Genomic DNA, 15,397 nt, shown 5'->3' with positions numbered 1-15,397 from the left:
GCATCAGGCGGCCATGCCGATCGCAAACCAATGAATGGTCAGCAGACCTTGCGTTCCGTTGGTGAGATTGACGTGCGTCAGCACCTGCGCCCCGCTGCCGGGGTACGCGCGCAAAGCCTCTGTCGAATTGACATCGGCTGTCCCACCGCCCTGAAAGACGCCGAAGCACTCCGAAAACGGCGCGTCGTAGATGTCTGTCGTCGCGGTCTTGCCAGCGACGTTCGTTTTGCCCCAGCAAATCCGAAATTTGCGGCCCCCCACGGGCCAGTCCATATGGCCTTGACCAGAAAAATTGCCGCTGGGGGCCAATGCGAACTCCGTCCCGTCGAGACGTTCGGTGATGGCCTCCTGATCTTCGCGCAGCTGATCATCCGCAGCGCCGCGCGTATCCGCCTCTTGGCCCAACTGCTCGATGATTGGCGCAAGACGGGCGGCCAATTTCAAGGCGGTGACAAAGGCGGTGTCATCCGTGCCTGCATCGACTTGCAGCTGTGTCGCGATTTTCGCGATGCCGCGCGTCTCTTCGGTAGCGGGCGGCCAAAGAAAGGTCGAATCGTCAAAGACGATTTCGTCAGCACCTGCATTGGCGAACGCGATGTCGAGGGCGAGCATGAACGAGGCGATCGAGACTTTCCGAAAAATCGGGTCAGCCTGACTGTAGACGGCGAACAGCGTGCCATCCTCCAGATACAGGCCCAAGCCGCGCAGATCGTAGATGTCAGCCGAAACATCATGGGCGGTCATGTGAATGATTGTCGGGCTAGACGCCTTGCCGGAAATGCTGGTCAGGCGCTTAAATTCGTCGGGCAACACCTCGATTGTCGGTGCCATCGTGAAATGACGATTGCTCAGGCCAACGGAAACGACCTTCACATTCTCGGTTTCGCCGTCCTCTGCATTGACGAGCGCGTCGAGGCCGCCACGGGTGATGAGCAGCTGAATGGCCATTATTGGACTTCCATGAACTGACCGGCTTCGGCGAGCAGCGGTTCGCCTTCCTCGGTCGTGAGGTAATTGAGCCACTCTGGATCGAGAGCCGATGCGCGGTCCGCCTGCGCCTCCATGCGGTCAAGACCCAGCAATTGCGCGGCTGAGAGCAGCCATGCTTCGGCGTCAGCCTTCAGGCGAAAGACCGCCTGCATGTGGGCGCGAACGGGTTTGACCTGTGCAATGTCGCGCAAGATCTGTTCGACCAGCTTTTCGTCGTAGACGACATCGCTTTGCGAGAGCAGCGGCAATTCCAGGCGGAAGGTGTAAGGATCTAGCGCGTCGCGATCCTCGAACCATTCGACTAGGCCAATGAGTGGGTCAAAACGGTCGAGCACCGTGCGCAGGGAAGCAGGCGTACCCTTACGCCGTTGGAACGCGATCGCATCGGCAACGGCGGCCCTTTTCGTAGCCTCTGTCCAGTTCGAATCCCACACATCTACTGACAGACCCCATGCAAGCCACGGTAGCAGGGCGATTGGGCATGTGGTAGGTGACCAGATATCGCGGACAGGTGTGGCAAGATCGGTCAAGCCAAAGGCGACCTGTTCGAGCGCCTTTTCCAGTTCGGTAGAGGATGGGGGGAGGAGCGTCGGATAGGTCATTCGCTCATCCCTGTGAGCGTCACCGTCATTCCAATGCAGTAGGGCGCTTGTGTACGCGACAGGATGATGTCGTCAGCGGGAGAGGCGAGAATAACATTTTGCGCGCCGGGGACGTGAAGCGCTGCGAAGATGCCCGACCGCGTAATATCGCGGCCTAGCTTATGGCTGGAGGCGACATATTGGGCCAGACCGGCGCGGGCCGATTCAAGGACAACCATGGCATCTGGACCGCTGAATGTCGTAATCGTCGCCGACACTGCATATTCGATGATTTCAGCGGACTGCACGACCACCTTATCCGTAAGCGGGCGGCGTGTTTCATCCGACGCAAAGAGACGGACCGCTTCGATTAAGGCTGGTGATGCCGCCCCAGACCCCGTGCGCGACAGGACGGAAATCATTACCTCGCCGGGATTGGAACTGGTCGCACTGGCGTCCAGCACATCGGCCGACGCCGACAAGGCATGGGATATATACGCGCCCTCTGGACCGGCAACCGAGAAGCCTTCGGGTGCAAGCACCATGCGACGACGGAAATCCTCGTCACTCTCCATGACAGCCGGGATCCCCAACGGATCGTTCGCGGGGGTGATGGTGAAACGGACAATACCAAAAAGGGCTGCGATATTGTCCAGGTCGCCACCTACAGCATATGCGGGCATCACGGCGCGGACCGCATCATTCACGCGCTGACGCAGCAATTGCGCGGCGTAGGAGAAAAGTTGCAGCAGCTTTGCCGCCGGATCGCTGTCGCGATTTTCGAATGTCGGCATGAGCGCCTGCATCCGCGCCACAGCGTCGGCAAGGATCGTTTCAAAATCAAGAGCCTCGATAATGTCAGGCGCAGGAAGGCGCGACAGATCGACGGCGGTTAGGGTGGCTTCGCTCATACAGGCCATGTCGCGGCAAGCCATGGGTGTGCGCCATGCCCCTGCACTTGGACAGGCAGCTATCCAAATGCAGCGGGCGCGTCAGACTTCGGCAATGTGCGTGTAGAGCAGATCCAGCAGACGATCGCTGTCTGAAGTCGTCGCGCCCAGCAGTTCTCGACGGGCATATGATACCGCCTTTGCCCGCAGGGATGGCTTGTCGCGCAGGCCATATTGGTGAACGCCCGCGATCTGCGAGAGCTTACCAGAAAAACCGACCCAGAACCCCCGATCGTCGGCACCGGTGCGCAGCAACCGTGCGCTTGCCAAGCGGCGAAACATGGCGCGGCGGCGCAGACCACCCCGGCGGCGCAGCTTCCCGCCGCCCGCATTTTTATGTTCGTCCGGCACCGGAAGCCATTTGACCACCTTGTCGAATTCAAAGGAGCGGATCGCACCTGCCTCGATATCGAAGCCGGTCATCATGCGGCCATTGCCCCAGGCGAAGCTTTTCATGATGACCTTGCGCGGTTCGCCGCCGCCACCGGCAGGATATAGGAAGCATGTTGCGCCACGGCCCGTCACCGGCGGGGCTTTTTCCTTGCGGGCTTCAAATTTGCTGCCATCGGGCTGGCGCTGGGCGGCGACGCGGTCGCGCTGGCTCTGGGCCAAGCTGCGGGCCATGCGGCGCATGAGGGTGCGGCGCTGGCCTGACGACAGGCTGCGCAGAAGCGCCCCGGCGATCCGTTCGACTTCGGCCAGATCGTCCGTCACGAACCCGGATCCGGGAAGACAGCGTCCGCGCCCGCCAGAACCTCCGTGAATGTCGCGCCGCCATCGCCGAAGCCACCTGAATAGTCAGGCTCCAGCGGATGCTGGACGTCGTACCCACTGCCATCTTCGCGGGGCAGGACCAAGACGGGTTCGGTCAGTTCGATCGAAATCACGATGTCCGACGCCTCGCTGTCGAGCAGTTCGGCTTCAAAGCCAAAGGGCTGGGAATCGGAGCGGTGCAGCAGCTGGGGCTGTTCTTTTTCGATCCACGCGAGCATCGGCACCATGATCGTGTCAGCGTCCCCGGCAAATTCCCAGATCCCGACCTTGAGCGTATAGGCATAGGCAAATGACAGCGTGCGCGATTTGCGCGTACCTATCTGGCCACCTTCCACCCATATGTGGAGGCGGTCGGGATGGGTTTTCAGATCCGGCAGGAAGGCGGTGAGCCACTGCCGCAGGCTGTCGGCCTTGCGCATCGTCAGTTCCCTTGCGCGTTCGCCATGCGGGCCTGCGCCTGCAATTCGATCAGGGTGGCGCGGATCTGCCCGGCTACGTCATAGAGGGCCGTCAGGCTTCCCATGCATTGTGCGCCGGTCATGGTACCCGCGTCAGTCCGTTGGACGGTCGGCAATCGGGCGGGTGTCGCCAGATATGCCCCAGAGATCATCGCTGTTGGCCGTGGTGGCGGCGCGGTCGAGCAGGCCGACGCCGTCAGCATCAACGCAGACATTGCGATAGACCGGGCGATCAACGATTTTCTGGCTTTCATGGTAGATCTCCCTGACGTCGGATTGTCGGGCATATTCCTTGGTCTGGTGACGCTCGCTGGACGCATCCATCTGCTCCTGTAGTTTTTTGGTGGCAGCATCGCGCGCATCGTCGGCTCGTTTTTGCGCCGCCTGTTCCTGTGCGACGCCGACGCCGATTCCATAGAGGAAGCCGCCTATTCCTGCGGCGCAGGCGGCCAGCGCGGCGGCCATGACGAGGTGCGATCTGCCAATCATGGCAACAGCCCCTTGAAATAGGCCCGGCGCGAATAGGTCAGCACATCCTTGCGCAGTCGGCCATCGCGATAGCTGACGTGGATCCACCCACTGTTGGGCTGGCCGCGCACATAGTTTTCAAGAATCAGCTGGTCGAAAGGCAAACGATCGCGGATGAAGGTGGCAACCGTCACATTGTCGATGCCAGGAATTTCGAAGTCGGCGGCCTCGCCCTTGGCGTGCTGGCTGGTGACGGCCGAGCCGATGGCGACACACAGCTTGGGCGACCGGAAACCGGACGTTACATGGATTGGCTTGCCGAAATGGGCGCGTAGCGGTTCCAGCACCTTGGTGCAGAGCAGCTTCATCGCCACGATCTGCGCCGCGCTGGGCGTGTTATCGATACGCTGGGCAACGGCGGTCGCGGAAGCGGTGAATTCGGCCAGGCTAAAATTGGGGGACAGCTGCATGGTCAGTCCTTCTTCGGGAGGAAGCGGTCGGCGATGCGGCCCGGCACGCTGGTCAGCGTGTCGATCGCGGCCTTGGCGATGCGGGGTGTGGCGTCGAAGGCCAGAAGTGCGACGGCGAAGGCGATCGACTGCGCGGCGAAGTGGCTCCATCCCGTTACGGCGATGACGGCGATCGTCGCGTAATAGCTGACGGTCGAGCCGACCACCCACTGCAGGAAGCGCTGGCGGAAAGACAAGGCAGGCTTCCACGCCTGCGCCACGGCCGAGCCGATCAGCGACGGGGTCAGCGAGCCGACCACATCGGCCGCCGTTTCGAGGAAGGTGCGCAGGTCCATGGATCAATCCCAAAGCTGGATAAGGGGAAGCGCGCGGGGCGCGCCGGTGTCGGCGGTGGCAGGCACGGTGACGACGGTGCCGAGCGGGAGAATGGGGCCAAGATCCGCAAGGCCGGGATTGGCGTCGCAAACGCGCGAAATCTCGCCGGGGCCAAGCCCGGCGTCACGCCACAGCAGCTGATCCAGCTTGTCCCCGGAGCGGGCTACGAGGCGCTGCTGCGCCGCCATCATATCAAATCCACGCAGGTGCGGTTCTGGCCCAATATGTCGCGAACGGCATGTTGCGCGTCCCGGCGCAGTTCGCCGATGGTCGGGGTGAGCTCGTCAGCCTGACTGCCGCCCGCCGCCGTGGTATCGAAATCGCGGTGGCGGTCGATCAGTTCGGCCTTTGCATAAAGAGCGACGGCGCGATTGTAGCGGATCAGCTGCACGCTCTGGCCGTCCAGCTGGGCGGCGGGCACGGCGGCCAGCGACACATGACCGGCGGCGATCGAGGCCGCGGCGAATGCGCGCAGATCGATTTCCACCGTCATCATCGCGCCAAGGATGGCGGCGCGCAGGCGCGCAGGCGTAATGCTGGTCGGGATCCGCGCCGCTTCACGCACCGCCGCCGGGTCGATGTTCGGGAAAAAGCCGTCGTTGATGACGTCGGCTTCTTCTGCCGGGGGCTGTTCGATTTCGGATGCGGGCGGGCGGGCGACGAAACTCATGCCGCCATCACCAGACGTGCCATCTGACAGGTGAGCAGGAAGGCGAGCGCCAGCCAAAGGAGAAGGGCCAGTGCCTTTCCGATCGGGAAGCCTATCCAGGCATATTGCTGCCACAGCAGGCGACGGATCGACGCGGGAAGGTTGGGCGACAAGCAACGATGAAAGGCAATCAAGTCCGCCACGAGGGCGCGGGCATCAATCACGACGGCGAACACTATCGCAGCAAGAACAATGGCGGTGATGAGGCTTTGCATCAGTGTGATCCTTGGCACCGTCCCACCGGCTTACAGGGGTGAGGATCGGGGAGAGTGCGGCCCTGCGGCCCGAAGGCCTTCCCGCATCGCGCGATCCGCCCCTGAGCGCCGGGGGCGAGCTTGTCAGGCGGCGGGGCCGCCCTGTCCGTCATTCTGTTCTGCAATGGCCTTTTCGCGGGCGGCGGTGATGGCCGCCATCAGCTTGAGGCCGCGCTTGATCCGGTCTTTGACGCCGACCCGTTCATGGAGACGCTGCGCCTCATTCAGGGTGGACACCGCTGCCGCCAATGCGGCCATGCCGACATCGGCGGGAAGATCCTCCGCCTCTTGCAGCTGCTCGACGCCGATCGCCTTCAATAGCTTGGCGCGCACTTCATCATGGATGTCGAGGTGGCTGGTCAGATCGGCGACGCGATCGAGAATGGCAATCGGGAAGGATGCGCCCGCGCCCTGCGCCTTGAGCGCGGCGGTCGCGATTTCTTCCACGACGATCGTCGCCGCGTCACGCTGATAGCGCGACGGCATATCGACGCGATGCTTGAACATGAACGGCACGAGGTCGAGCGCTTCGGCATAAGCGCCGGTGTCGATTAGCCAGACCATGCAGGTCGGCAGCACTTCGGCGGCAACGCTGGTGCCGACGCCCGCATCGGCCGTGAGGATCCCGGCCACCCAATTACGATATTCCGGCAGAATTTCCCGCTTGGCCTCGATCTTCTTGTCGATCGAACGGATTTCTTTGAGGCGGCGCAGATCATGCGTGTAGCGCAAAGCGATCTGCGCGGCGGCGCGGTCCGCCGGGGAGGCGTTGACCGCCCCCGCTGCCGGGAGAGGGGCAGCAGCGGGGGCGGCGGCCACTCCACCATGGGGAGCAGACGCAACGGTTTTTGCAGCAAGGATACGGTCCCTGTGACGGCGAGCGAGGCTCATGTGCGTGTCCTGTCAGGTGGAGGGGATCAGGGGGCGGTGGGCGCTACCGGCGATCAAACCGGTTTCTTGCCCATCACGACATTTTCAATGAGGGCGCAGCGGCCATAGTCTTCGACGACATAGGCTTCGTTGACGCTCTCATAATTCTCGATCTGGTCGAGCGCCGGTTCGTCCTTGATCTGGCGACGGCGGGTTTCTTCCTGCCAATAGATCGACAGATTATCGAGGCTGGTGATGAGCATCGCGTCTTCGGGGAAGAAGGGCACGATCACGGCGCGCTTGCCCGCCAGCTGCTTGGGCAGGGTCAGGATGCGGTGCGCCGCCTCATGTTCGGTTGCGGTGTCGCCCGCTGCCTGGAGGAGGTTGGAATATTTATCCTTCACCAGCTTCCAGCCCACGATGACCACCAGATCGGTGTCGCTGCGGTGCCAAGGATCGAGCAGATCCAGCGCGTCGAAGGCCAGAGCGTCGAGATTGGCGAAATCGGCCTGTGCGGTGCCGACATTGGTGGCGTCGGCATCGACCACTTCGACGCCCGAAGCGACATAGATGGCCTGCGTGCCGCCTGCAGTCAGTGCGCCGTCGGCCACAACGCGCTCTTCCGCATGGGTGCGGATCTTATGCAGCCAGCCTTCATTGACGTCCTGCAACAGCGGATTGTTGCCGACATTGGTCGCGGCGGCGGCCGAGGTGCCGTTAAAGCCGATCATGATGCGGTCGCGACCCTGCTGTTTCAGGATCACGTCGCGCAGCAGCGTCTGGAATTCGGGGCGATGACGCCATGCGTCCAGTTTCGCATATTTGATCGCATGATCGAAATTAGTCTGCTTGCAGGTATAGCCGCCGTCGTCCGTGGTATCGGTCGGGTCAGCCGGGGTCCGGCGCTGGCCGCCTGCGGTGTTTGTGCGGCTAGCCAGCGGGCGCGTGACGGTGACACCGACCTTTTCGCCGGTCTGGTTCGGCACCCCGACCACGTTGATCTGGCTCAGGAACTCGCTCGACTCCTGAATTTTTTCTTCCAGCTTCTGCTCGACAGCCGGGGCGACGCTGAATTTGACAGTGGCATCGGCAACGCCACTCAGCATCGCAATCTGGCTGACATAGGCGGTGAAGAGCAGGCGGGTTTCGTTACGCATGGTTGGCTCCTGACGGAATAGGTGCGGGCGGTAGGCGGATGGGCTGTGGTGTAAGGATCAGCAGTCGGTCTGGACGGAACCGTTGCCGCCGGTCGCGGGCGCGCGCTTGAACTTCTGTGGCTCTTCCGTCTTCGCCAGTTTGGCTTCCAGCGCATCGAACCGCGTGCCGAGCGCGGCGAACGCATCATTGGCCGGCTTCACTGCCGCCGCGATCTCGCTGCCGATGATGCTGGCAAATTTGGCGACGTCGAAACTGTTGTCGTTTGCCGGTGCAGGCGGCGTAACCGGCTCTTCCTTTGGTTTATCCGGTGCCTTGAACAGGGTAGCGAACGCGCTGATGATGCCAGATTTTGCGGCTTCGGCGATGGTCGCGCCATCGGTCGATGGCAGGATCTCGATCGCGGTTTCGTGCGCGGCGCTAAAGACGTTCGGCCGCGACATGGCCGCAAATTTCAGGGGTTCGGTGCCGAGCGATGCGGGCATGTCGGTAACAGCCAGGCCAACCAGATAGGCTTTGCCCGCGCCCGCGAAATTAGGGTGGATTTCGCAGCTGGTGAATAGTTTCTGCCCAGCCTTGTTGATGGCGACCAGCTGATCGTTCGCGTCGATCTCGGCATAGAGGCCGAGCAGTTCCTTCTTTTCGCCATTGATCGTCAGTTCGACCATTTCGGTCTTGAGCGACAGCACCGACCCATAGGCGTTGAAGGGCTTGTCCGGGCTGTACCCAGCAATATGCTCGCAATTGATGCGCGCGGTGTAGGTCGCCGGGGCATAGCTGGCCGCCATCTGTTCCAGCCATTCGCGCTCGATGACGCGGCCATCGACGGTCGCGCCTTCGACTGCGACGCGGAAAAATTTGGTCTTTGCCATGATCGGTCCGGTTCCCTTGGTTTCGTAACGGCGAAGGCGGTGGCCTTGGAAGCCGCAGAAAGGGGCCGTTGGGCCGACAGTCTCAAGCCCCTGCATTTGGACAGGCGGCTATCCAAATGGACGCCCATGATAAGGCGCTAAAGGGCGGTCCATGGTCCGCCCCGATGACCACACCATCCCCCCAGCCCGGCGCGCCGTCTGTCATGTGGCAGTTCGACCCGCGCCGTCATGCGCGCAGCCTGTATTGGCGCGGGTGGGGTGTGACGCAGATCGCGGAGGAATTCGCGCTGCATGGCGTCGTCAACGACAAGGGCGCGGCCATCGCCCGCCCGACGATCGAGTCATGGAAACAGCGCGACCGCTGGGACGACGCGCCATCGATCCGCAAGATCGAGGACGGGCTGGAAATCCGGCTGCTGACCCTGATCGCCAAAGACAAGAAGACCGGCGGCGATTATGTCGAGATCGACGCGCTCAACCGCTCGATCGAGAGCCTTGCGAAGGTCCGCCGCTATGAACAGCCGGGCGGCCATGCGGGCGATCTGAACGGCAAGGTCGCCAATCGGAACAGTGGCCCGCGCAAGAAGCCCAAGAAAAACCATTTCACCGCCGAACAGGCGGCCGAACTCAAGCGCATCTTCCTCGACGGCCTGTATGATTATCAGCATCGCTGGTGGCAGGCGAAGGATCAGCGCACCCGCATGATCCTGAAGTCGCGACAGATCGGCGCGACCTATTATTTTGCATTCGAGGCGCTGATCGACGCGATCGAGACAGGCCGTAACCAGATCTTCCTGTCGGCATCAAAGGCCCAGGCGCATCAGTTCCGGTCCTACATTGTCAGCTTTGCCAAGCTTGTCGGCGTGGCGCTGACCGGCGACCCGATGCTGATCACGTCGGATCTGCGGCCAGAAGAGGAAGCGGCGGCCGAACTGCATTTCCTTGGCACCAATTTCCGCACTGCGCAGGGCCGCCACGGGAACTTCTATTTTGACGAATTCTTCTGGGTCCATTCATTCGAGGAACTGAACAAGGTCGCCTCCGGCATGGCGACCCACACGAAGTGGCGGAAAACCTATTTTTCGACGCCATCGAGCATCGCCCATCCAGCGCATCCCTATTGGACCGGCGAACGGCGTAACCGGCGGCGTAAAAAAGAAGAGCAGATCAAGATCGACGTCAGCCATGCCGCGCTAGCGATCGGCAGCGTCGGCCCCGACCGGATATGGCGCAACATCGTCAATGTTCGCGATGCAGAGGCGGGCGGATGCGACCTGTTCGACATTGCGGAACTGGAAGACGAGTACGCACCTGACGAATTCGCCAATCTGTTCATGTGCGATTTTGTGGACGACACGCTGTCGGCCTTCAAATTCAACGACATGATCGCCTGCGGATGCGACAGCCTAATCGATTGGCCCGACTTCAATCCTGAAGCGGCGCGGCCATACAAGCACCTAGTGTGGGCGGGCTATGATCCGCAGGAAAGTGAAAATGGCGATAACGCGGCTTTGGTCATTGCAGCGCCGCCGTTGATTGAAGGCGGTCAATTTCGCATTTTTGAGCGACACCAGTTGCGCGGCCTAGATTTTGAGCAGCAGGCAGAATTTATCGAGGCGATACTTTCGCGCTATAATTGCTCATATCTTGGCGTGGACGCCAAAGGCGTGGGCGCGGGCGTTTATCAATTGCTCGCCAAATCGAAGAAGTTGGCAGGCTGCTCGGTCGCGAAGATCGAATATTCTCTCGAAATTAAAGCCCAGATGATCATGAAGGCTCAGAATGTCATCCGCCGCGGTCGTTTGGCCTTTGATAGCGGGATGCTCGACATCGTGTCCGCCTTCGTATCGATCAAGAAGACGCTGACGACCAGCGGGCGCAACATCACTTTTAAGGCGGGACGCGGCGGCACTGACGGCCACGCCGATCTGGCATGGGCGGCGATGCATGTCCTGATGAACGAACCGCTCGACGGCAAGGAACAGCCCAAGGGCACAATGGAGATAATCGAATGAGCAAGCGCGCACGCCGGATGAACCGCCGGGAATCGGCCGCCGCGTCGCAGGGGGCGATTGTCGCGGCCAATGACAATCGGTCGGAGGCCGTCGAAGCATTCACATTTGGGGATCCTGAGCCGGTGCTAAGCCGGGCGACGATGCTGGACATGCTGGAATGCTGGCACAATCAGCGATGGTATGAACCGCCGGTGTCGCTGGACGGGCTGGCGCGGGCGTTCCGCGCGTCGCCGCACCATTCGAGCGCGATCATCCTCAAGCGCAATATGCTGGCCGCCAGCCTGGAGCCAACAGCGTGGATGTCCCGCAAGGCCTTCGCCGGGCTGGTGCAGGACTATCTGGTGATGGGCAACGCCTATGTGCAGGAGGTCCGCAACCGCCTGGGCGACGTGATGCGTCTGGACCATTGTCTGGCGAAATATACGCGGCGCGGCGTCACGCCGGGCAGTTTCTGGTGGGTGCCGGGCTACCGCAACGAGGTCGAATTCGATGCGGGCACCATCCACCAGCTGATGGCCCCGGACATTAATCAGGAAATTTATGGCCTGCCGGAATATCTGTCCGCGCTGCAGTCCGCCCTGCTCAATGAAAACGCGACGCTGTTCCGCCGCCGCTATTTCGAGAATGGCAGCCATGCGGGCTACATCCTCTATGCCACCGGCCAGTTTGCCAACATCGACGTCGACGCGATGCGCAATGCACTGAAAAAGGCGAAGGGGCCGGGCAACTTCCGCAACATGTTCGTCCACTCGCCCGAAGGTAAAGAGAGCGGGATCAAGATCATCCCGATCGCCGAGGTCGGGGCAAAGGACGAATTCCTGGGCATCAAGAATACGACGCGCGACGATGTGCTGGCCGCGCACCGCGTCCCGCCCCAGCTGCTGGGCATCATCCCGGCGAACGCAGGGGGCTTTGGCGATCCGGCCAAGGCGCTCGACAGTTTCTTCGAATTGGAAATCCTGCCGTTGCAGTCCGTATTTCTGGAATTGAATGACCAGCTTGGTTTTGAGGCCGTGCGGTTCGGCCAGCGAGTTCGCGCGGCCGAATAACCCTATTTCCGTGAGAACGGGGATGACCGCGCTGCAACGCGGCCACCGACGAGGATCACTCTCGCCACTAGCAATTGGCCACCCCGGCCGCCCCGCCCCCTCACCGGGGCGGTGGATCAATTGAGCGAGAAAATCCTACATGTCACTAGAAAATGTTCTCCCTGTGTTCCCTGCCGCTGGATATATCGGCGGCAAGCGCAATCTGGCGCGCCGCCTCATTTCGATCATTGGGCAAGTCCCGCACACCAGCTATGCCGAACCGTTCGTTGGAATGGGCGGCATCTTTCTGCGGCGGCCGACCCGGCCAAGGGCAGAGGCGATCAATGACATCAGCGGCGATGTCGCGACCTTCTTCCGCATCCTTCAGGAACATTACCCCTATTTCATCGACATGCTGCGATGGCGCGTCACCAGTCGGGCCGAGTTCGACCGGCTGCGCGCGCTGCCTTCCGATCGGCTGACAGATCTGCAAAGGGCGGCGCGGTTCCTATATCTGCAACGCCTCGCGTTCGGCGGGAAGGTGTCGGGCCGGAATTTTGGCGTAGATCGCGTCGGCGGCGCTCGCTTCAATGTCACGAAGCTGGAGCCGATGCTGGCGGACATCCACGAACGACTGGCAGGCGTCGTCATCGAGCAGCTGACCTATAGTGATTTCATCCGGCGCTATGATCGGGACGGCGCGCTGTTCTATCTCGACCCCCCATACTGGGGTTGCGAAACGGACTATGGCCAGGACGTCTTTTCCCGTGACGACTTCGCCCAGCTGGCCGACCAACTGGCGGGCATCAACGGCAAGTTCCTTCTGTCCATCAACGCCACGCCCGGCGCCCGCGATACCTTCGCCCGGTTCCATGTCTCCGAAGTCCCTACCACCTACACGGTCGGGGCGCAGGCCAAGCCGGTCGCCGAACTGATCGTGAGCAACTTCCCGCTGCCCGGCTGACACGTTGCCAATGCTGAGATGATGAAGGGCGGTCCGCATGCGCGGGCCGCCCTTTCCTTTTGCGCGCAACAATCTGTCGTAGCCTGTCGAGCCGGTCGGCCGTCGTCTTCGACCGCCGACGCTCGCGGCGACCCCGCGCCCCGGGCCACGGCGGCCCAGAGGGGCAGGCAGGGGGTGCCACCCTCGAAAGCGCGCTTTTCCCCCCGCCTCGCCCGCGCTCTTTTTATGTCCCTTTTGATGCAGTGGCGGCCTGAGCCGTGAGCCGGGGCAAGTCCTAGGCGGATCTGCATTCTTGGAAGTCGCTTCGCTGATGCAAATAGATGCACCTAAAGGCGCTGATCGCGCGGCAAACCCGACAAAGAAGATTTAGGCTCGTTTCGACCTGGGCGCCCCCTGGGCAGCCCCCGGTGGCGCGCAAGCGACACCGGCTCCCGACAGTCCGTCGAGAGTGCTTCTTTGCCCAATTGGGCGACGGTGATGGTGGTCCCCTCAAATCTACGTCTCGCGAAGCGAGTCCTTTTGCCCTTTTATATTCCTACCCACGGATAGTGTCGGGACTCCCGACTAGCGCTATCCCGATTATCGAGCGTGTTTCCGAGAGAATTTAAAGCGGCGACAAGCACTGGATCATCGACCCGTGGTGCCGCCTGCATGCCCTCTGGAGCCTTGCCACGCCGTTTGATGACCTTGCGTCGTAGCGCAGCTTTGAACGTCGCCCAGACCCGCTTGGGGGCGGAACTGAGGTCGAAGAAAAACGCGTTGCTGATCTGCTCACGCTGGGGGCCTGCAAGGCCAACCGTTTCGGCAACGACAGTGCGCCGTACCCAGCGAAGACCCAGCCACTTCGCGAACCGCTTGCATGCCTCGATCGCCGTGGCGCGATGGCACCCTGCACGGTCCGCCAGCTCCTGATAGCTAGGATCAAGTTGGCCGGTCTTAAAATCGATCAGCTTAAGGAAGCTGAGCAAGATTCGGCGGTCGCCATCCTGAAGCCGGTCGCCTTCCTTGTAGCGACTGACTCTCTGGTCATGCAGCAGTTCATCAAATGCCTGAAGGACAGCGCCAATCCAGTCCCAACCATGACGCACTGGTTGGAAGACCTGTGCACGCTGATCGTCGATGTCGTAGCTGTTGCGGCGAGGGGTCCGCTTGCGATCGGGATCTTTGCGATCGGCAAAAGCACCGGCGATGTCGCCAAAGGACAGCGCGGTCATGAGCGCCATCCTCCACAATGTGCGGAAAAGTCCAGTTGCGTGATGCGTTCGGCGAGCACAATATGCCCCTCAGAAACGCAAAGATCGGGATAGGTATCTTACCGTTGGTAGCGGAGGAGGGACTTGAACCCCCGACACGCGGATTATGATTCCGCTGCTCTAACCAGCTGAGCTACTCCGCCCCAAAGGGCCTCGCCGGGCGGCAAGCCCTGCGGTGAGGCGGCGCTATACGCAGGGGATGCGGGGTGGTCAACAGCGCTTTTTCAGAAAAGTTGCGCGCTCATTTCCGCCGCACCGCCCATCCGGCCGGCAGCGCCGTCGGATAGCCGTCCAGCCCATCGTCATCCACTGCCTCCACCGCCTCGCTGACCAGCGGGCCGAGCGTTGCCATGTCCGGGTTGTGGCCGGCGCCCGGCGCGATCAGCCAGTCGGTCGGATGGCCCGCCGCGGCGAACAGCGCGCCGGCCTGATCCATGTCGACCCGGTCGTCGGCGGTGCCGTGGATCATGACCAGCGGCGCCCGGATCTTCGTCGCGGCGTCCAGATTATTCCATTTGTCGGGCAGCAGCGCACCCATGCCGCCGGGCGCGGACTCCGCCAGCTTGTCGAAGGTGGACAGGGTGATGACGCCGGCGACCGGCACCGTCGCCGCGACATGCAGCGCCACCGCGCCGCCCAGCGAATGGCCGACCAGGAATATGCGCGCGTTCGATCCGATCACGTTCCGTGCCTGCGCGATGAAGCGGCGGCCGTCGTCCACCATATCCGCCTGGGTCGGGCTGCCCGGATTGCCGCCGAATCCGCGATAGGACACGACGATGACATGATCGCCCCGACCGGTCAGATGTTCGGCATAGCGGGCCGCGACACCCTGGTTCGATCCGCGCCCGTGGAAGAAGAGGATGACGTCCCGGTCCATCGGGTCGCCCGGCCAGTAATAGCCGGTCAATGTCAGCCCGTCGGCCGTCTTCACCGTCCATGTCTGCGGGCGGACATGAGTCCATTGCGCAATGTCGATCGGCGCCTCGCTGGCCTTGTAGATCTGTTCGCGCATCGTGCCCGCGCAACCGGTCAGGGCCAATGACGCGGCGATGGTCCAGGACGCGAAGGTCCGGCGCAGGTGGGTCATCCTCGATTATCTCCCTGAAAGCTGCGCGCAAAAACGAAATCGATGCGCATTTCCGCCATATATCATGAAGGCCACGGAAACCTTTTCCTCTCTCGCCATTTTTGCCTTGCAATCGTCACAG

General features: G+C 61.9%; 19 protein-coding genes and 1 tRNA gene. 3 read left to right on the top strand and 17 right to left on the bottom strand.

Annotation, left to right across the window (positions count from 1 at the left end):
- Window positions 1–3: 3 nt before the first annotated feature.
- The 14 genes from F4U95_RS03475 to F4U95_RS03405 form a co-directional block, all read right to left on the bottom strand.
- Window positions 4–948: a hypothetical protein gene (locus tag F4U95_RS03475; RefSeq protein ID WP_150424580.1), complete on the bottom strand. Its 945-nt coding sequence runs from the start codon at window positions 946–948 to the stop codon at window positions 4–6.
- Window positions 948–1,592 (bottom strand): phage tail protein I, encoded by a 645-nt coding sequence (locus F4U95_RS03470; protein ID WP_150424579.1) that lies wholly within the window; start codon window positions 1,590–1,592, stop codon window positions 948–950. Before F4U95_RS03470 ends, F4U95_RS03475 begins: the two co-directional genes overlap by 1 nt.
- Entirely contained in the window at window positions 1,589–2,482 is an 894-nt protein-coding gene (locus F4U95_RS03465; protein ID WP_150424578.1) for a baseplate assembly protein, read from the bottom strand. Before F4U95_RS03465 ends, F4U95_RS03470 begins: the two co-directional genes overlap by 4 nt.
- A gap of 81 nt (window positions 2,483–2,563) precedes the next feature.
- Entirely contained in the window at window positions 2,564–3,235 is a 672-nt protein-coding gene (locus F4U95_RS03460; RefSeq protein WP_150424577.1) for a phage virion morphogenesis protein, read from the bottom strand.
- Window positions 3,232–3,714: a phage tail protein gene (locus F4U95_RS03455; RefSeq protein WP_150424576.1), complete on the bottom strand. Its 483-nt coding sequence runs from the start codon at window positions 3,712–3,714 to the stop codon at window positions 3,232–3,234. Before F4U95_RS03455 ends, F4U95_RS03460 begins: the two co-directional genes overlap by 4 nt.
- A gap of 132 nt (window positions 3,715–3,846) precedes the next feature.
- Complete coding sequence (locus F4U95_RS03445) at window positions 3,847–4,218, bottom strand: hypothetical protein (protein ID WP_246171480.1); 372 nt, start codon at window positions 4,216–4,218, stop codon at window positions 3,847–3,849.
- A gap of 20 nt (window positions 4,219–4,238) precedes the next feature.
- Window positions 4,239–4,691, bottom strand: a complete 453-nt coding sequence (locus tag F4U95_RS03440; protein WP_150424574.1) for a D-Ala-D-Ala carboxypeptidase family metallohydrolase — start codon at window positions 4,689–4,691, stop codon at window positions 4,239–4,241.
- Between the two features lie 2 nt (window positions 4,692–4,693).
- Window positions 4,694–5,026 carry a hypothetical protein gene (locus F4U95_RS03435; RefSeq protein ID WP_150424573.1) on the bottom strand — a complete coding sequence of 111 codons (333 nt, stop codon included), beginning with the start codon at window positions 5,024–5,026 and terminating at the stop codon, window positions 4,694–4,696.
- A gap of 3 nt (window positions 5,027–5,029) precedes the next feature.
- Window positions 5,030–5,257, bottom strand: coding sequence for a tail protein X (locus F4U95_RS03430; protein ID WP_343032313.1), 228 nt, complete (start codon window positions 5,255–5,257; stop codon window positions 5,030–5,032).
- Window positions 5,254–5,736, bottom strand: a complete 483-nt coding sequence (locus tag F4U95_RS03425; RefSeq protein WP_150424572.1) for a head completion/stabilization protein — start codon at window positions 5,734–5,736, stop codon at window positions 5,254–5,256. The genes F4U95_RS03430 and F4U95_RS03425 overlap by 4 nt, the downstream gene beginning before the upstream one ends.
- Complete coding sequence (locus F4U95_RS03420) at window positions 5,733–5,990, bottom strand: hypothetical protein (RefSeq protein WP_150424571.1); 258 nt, start codon at window positions 5,988–5,990, stop codon at window positions 5,733–5,735. Before F4U95_RS03420 ends, F4U95_RS03425 begins: the two co-directional genes overlap by 4 nt.
- A 123-nt stretch (window positions 5,991–6,113) precedes the next feature.
- Window positions 6,114–6,848, bottom strand: coding sequence for a phage terminase small subunit (gene gpM / locus F4U95_RS03415; RefSeq protein ID WP_246171479.1), 735 nt, complete (start codon window positions 6,846–6,848; stop codon window positions 6,114–6,116).
- Between the two features lie 125 nt (window positions 6,849–6,973).
- Window positions 6,974–8,056, bottom strand: coding sequence for a phage major capsid protein, P2 family (locus F4U95_RS03410; protein ID WP_150424569.1), 1,083 nt, complete (start codon window positions 8,054–8,056; stop codon window positions 6,974–6,976).
- A 57-nt stretch (window positions 8,057–8,113) separates the two neighbouring features.
- Window positions 8,114–8,926 (bottom strand): GPO family capsid scaffolding protein, encoded by an 813-nt coding sequence (locus F4U95_RS03405; protein ID WP_246171478.1) that lies wholly within the window; start codon window positions 8,924–8,926, stop codon window positions 8,114–8,116.
- Between the two features lie 164 nt (window positions 8,927–9,090).
- Between F4U95_RS03405 and F4U95_RS03400 the strand changes: the two genes are divergently transcribed.
- From F4U95_RS03400 to F4U95_RS03390, 3 genes are all read left to right on the top strand, one after another.
- A complete protein-coding gene (locus F4U95_RS03400; RefSeq protein WP_150424568.1) occupies window positions 9,091–10,941 on the top strand; it encodes a terminase large subunit domain-containing protein in 1,851 nt (616 codons plus the stop codon).
- Window positions 10,938–11,990: a phage portal protein gene (locus F4U95_RS03395; protein ID WP_150424567.1), complete on the top strand. Its 1,053-nt coding sequence runs from the start codon at window positions 10,938–10,940 to the stop codon at window positions 11,988–11,990. The genes F4U95_RS03400 and F4U95_RS03395 overlap by 4 nt, the downstream gene beginning before the upstream one ends.
- Before the next feature lie 139 nt (window positions 11,991–12,129).
- The gene (locus tag F4U95_RS03390) at window positions 12,130–12,933 is read left to right on the top strand and encodes a DNA adenine methylase (protein WP_150424566.1); all 804 of its coding nucleotides are present in this window, start codon (window positions 12,130–12,132) and stop codon (window positions 12,931–12,933) included.
- A gap of 527 nt (window positions 12,934–13,460) precedes the next feature.
- Here the strand turns inward: F4U95_RS03390 and F4U95_RS03385 are convergent.
- The 3 genes from F4U95_RS03385 to F4U95_RS03375 all read right to left on the bottom strand — a co-directional run bounded on the left by F4U95_RS03385 (window position 13,461) and on the right by F4U95_RS03375 (window position 15,276).
- Window positions 13,461–14,147, bottom strand: coding sequence for a helix-turn-helix domain-containing protein (locus F4U95_RS03385; RefSeq protein WP_150424565.1), 687 nt, complete (start codon window positions 14,145–14,147; stop codon window positions 13,461–13,463).
- Between the two features lie 105 nt (window positions 14,148–14,252).
- Window positions 14,253–14,329: transfer RNA gene (locus tag F4U95_RS03380), tRNA-Met, on the bottom strand.
- Between the two features lie 98 nt (window positions 14,330–14,427).
- The gene (locus tag F4U95_RS03375) at window positions 14,428–15,276 is read right to left on the bottom strand and encodes an alpha/beta hydrolase (protein WP_150424564.1); all 849 of its coding nucleotides are present in this window, start codon (window positions 15,274–15,276) and stop codon (window positions 14,428–14,430) included.
- Window positions 15,277–15,397: the final 121 nt, after the last annotated feature.

This window comes from Sphingobium limneticum, from assembly GCF_008710165.1.
GTDB lineage: Bacteria > Pseudomonadota > Alphaproteobacteria > Sphingomonadales > Sphingomonadaceae > Sphingobium > Sphingobium limneticum.
Note: the sequence above shows the minus strand (reverse complement) of the source record. Positions and strands in the feature narration are given on the sequence as shown.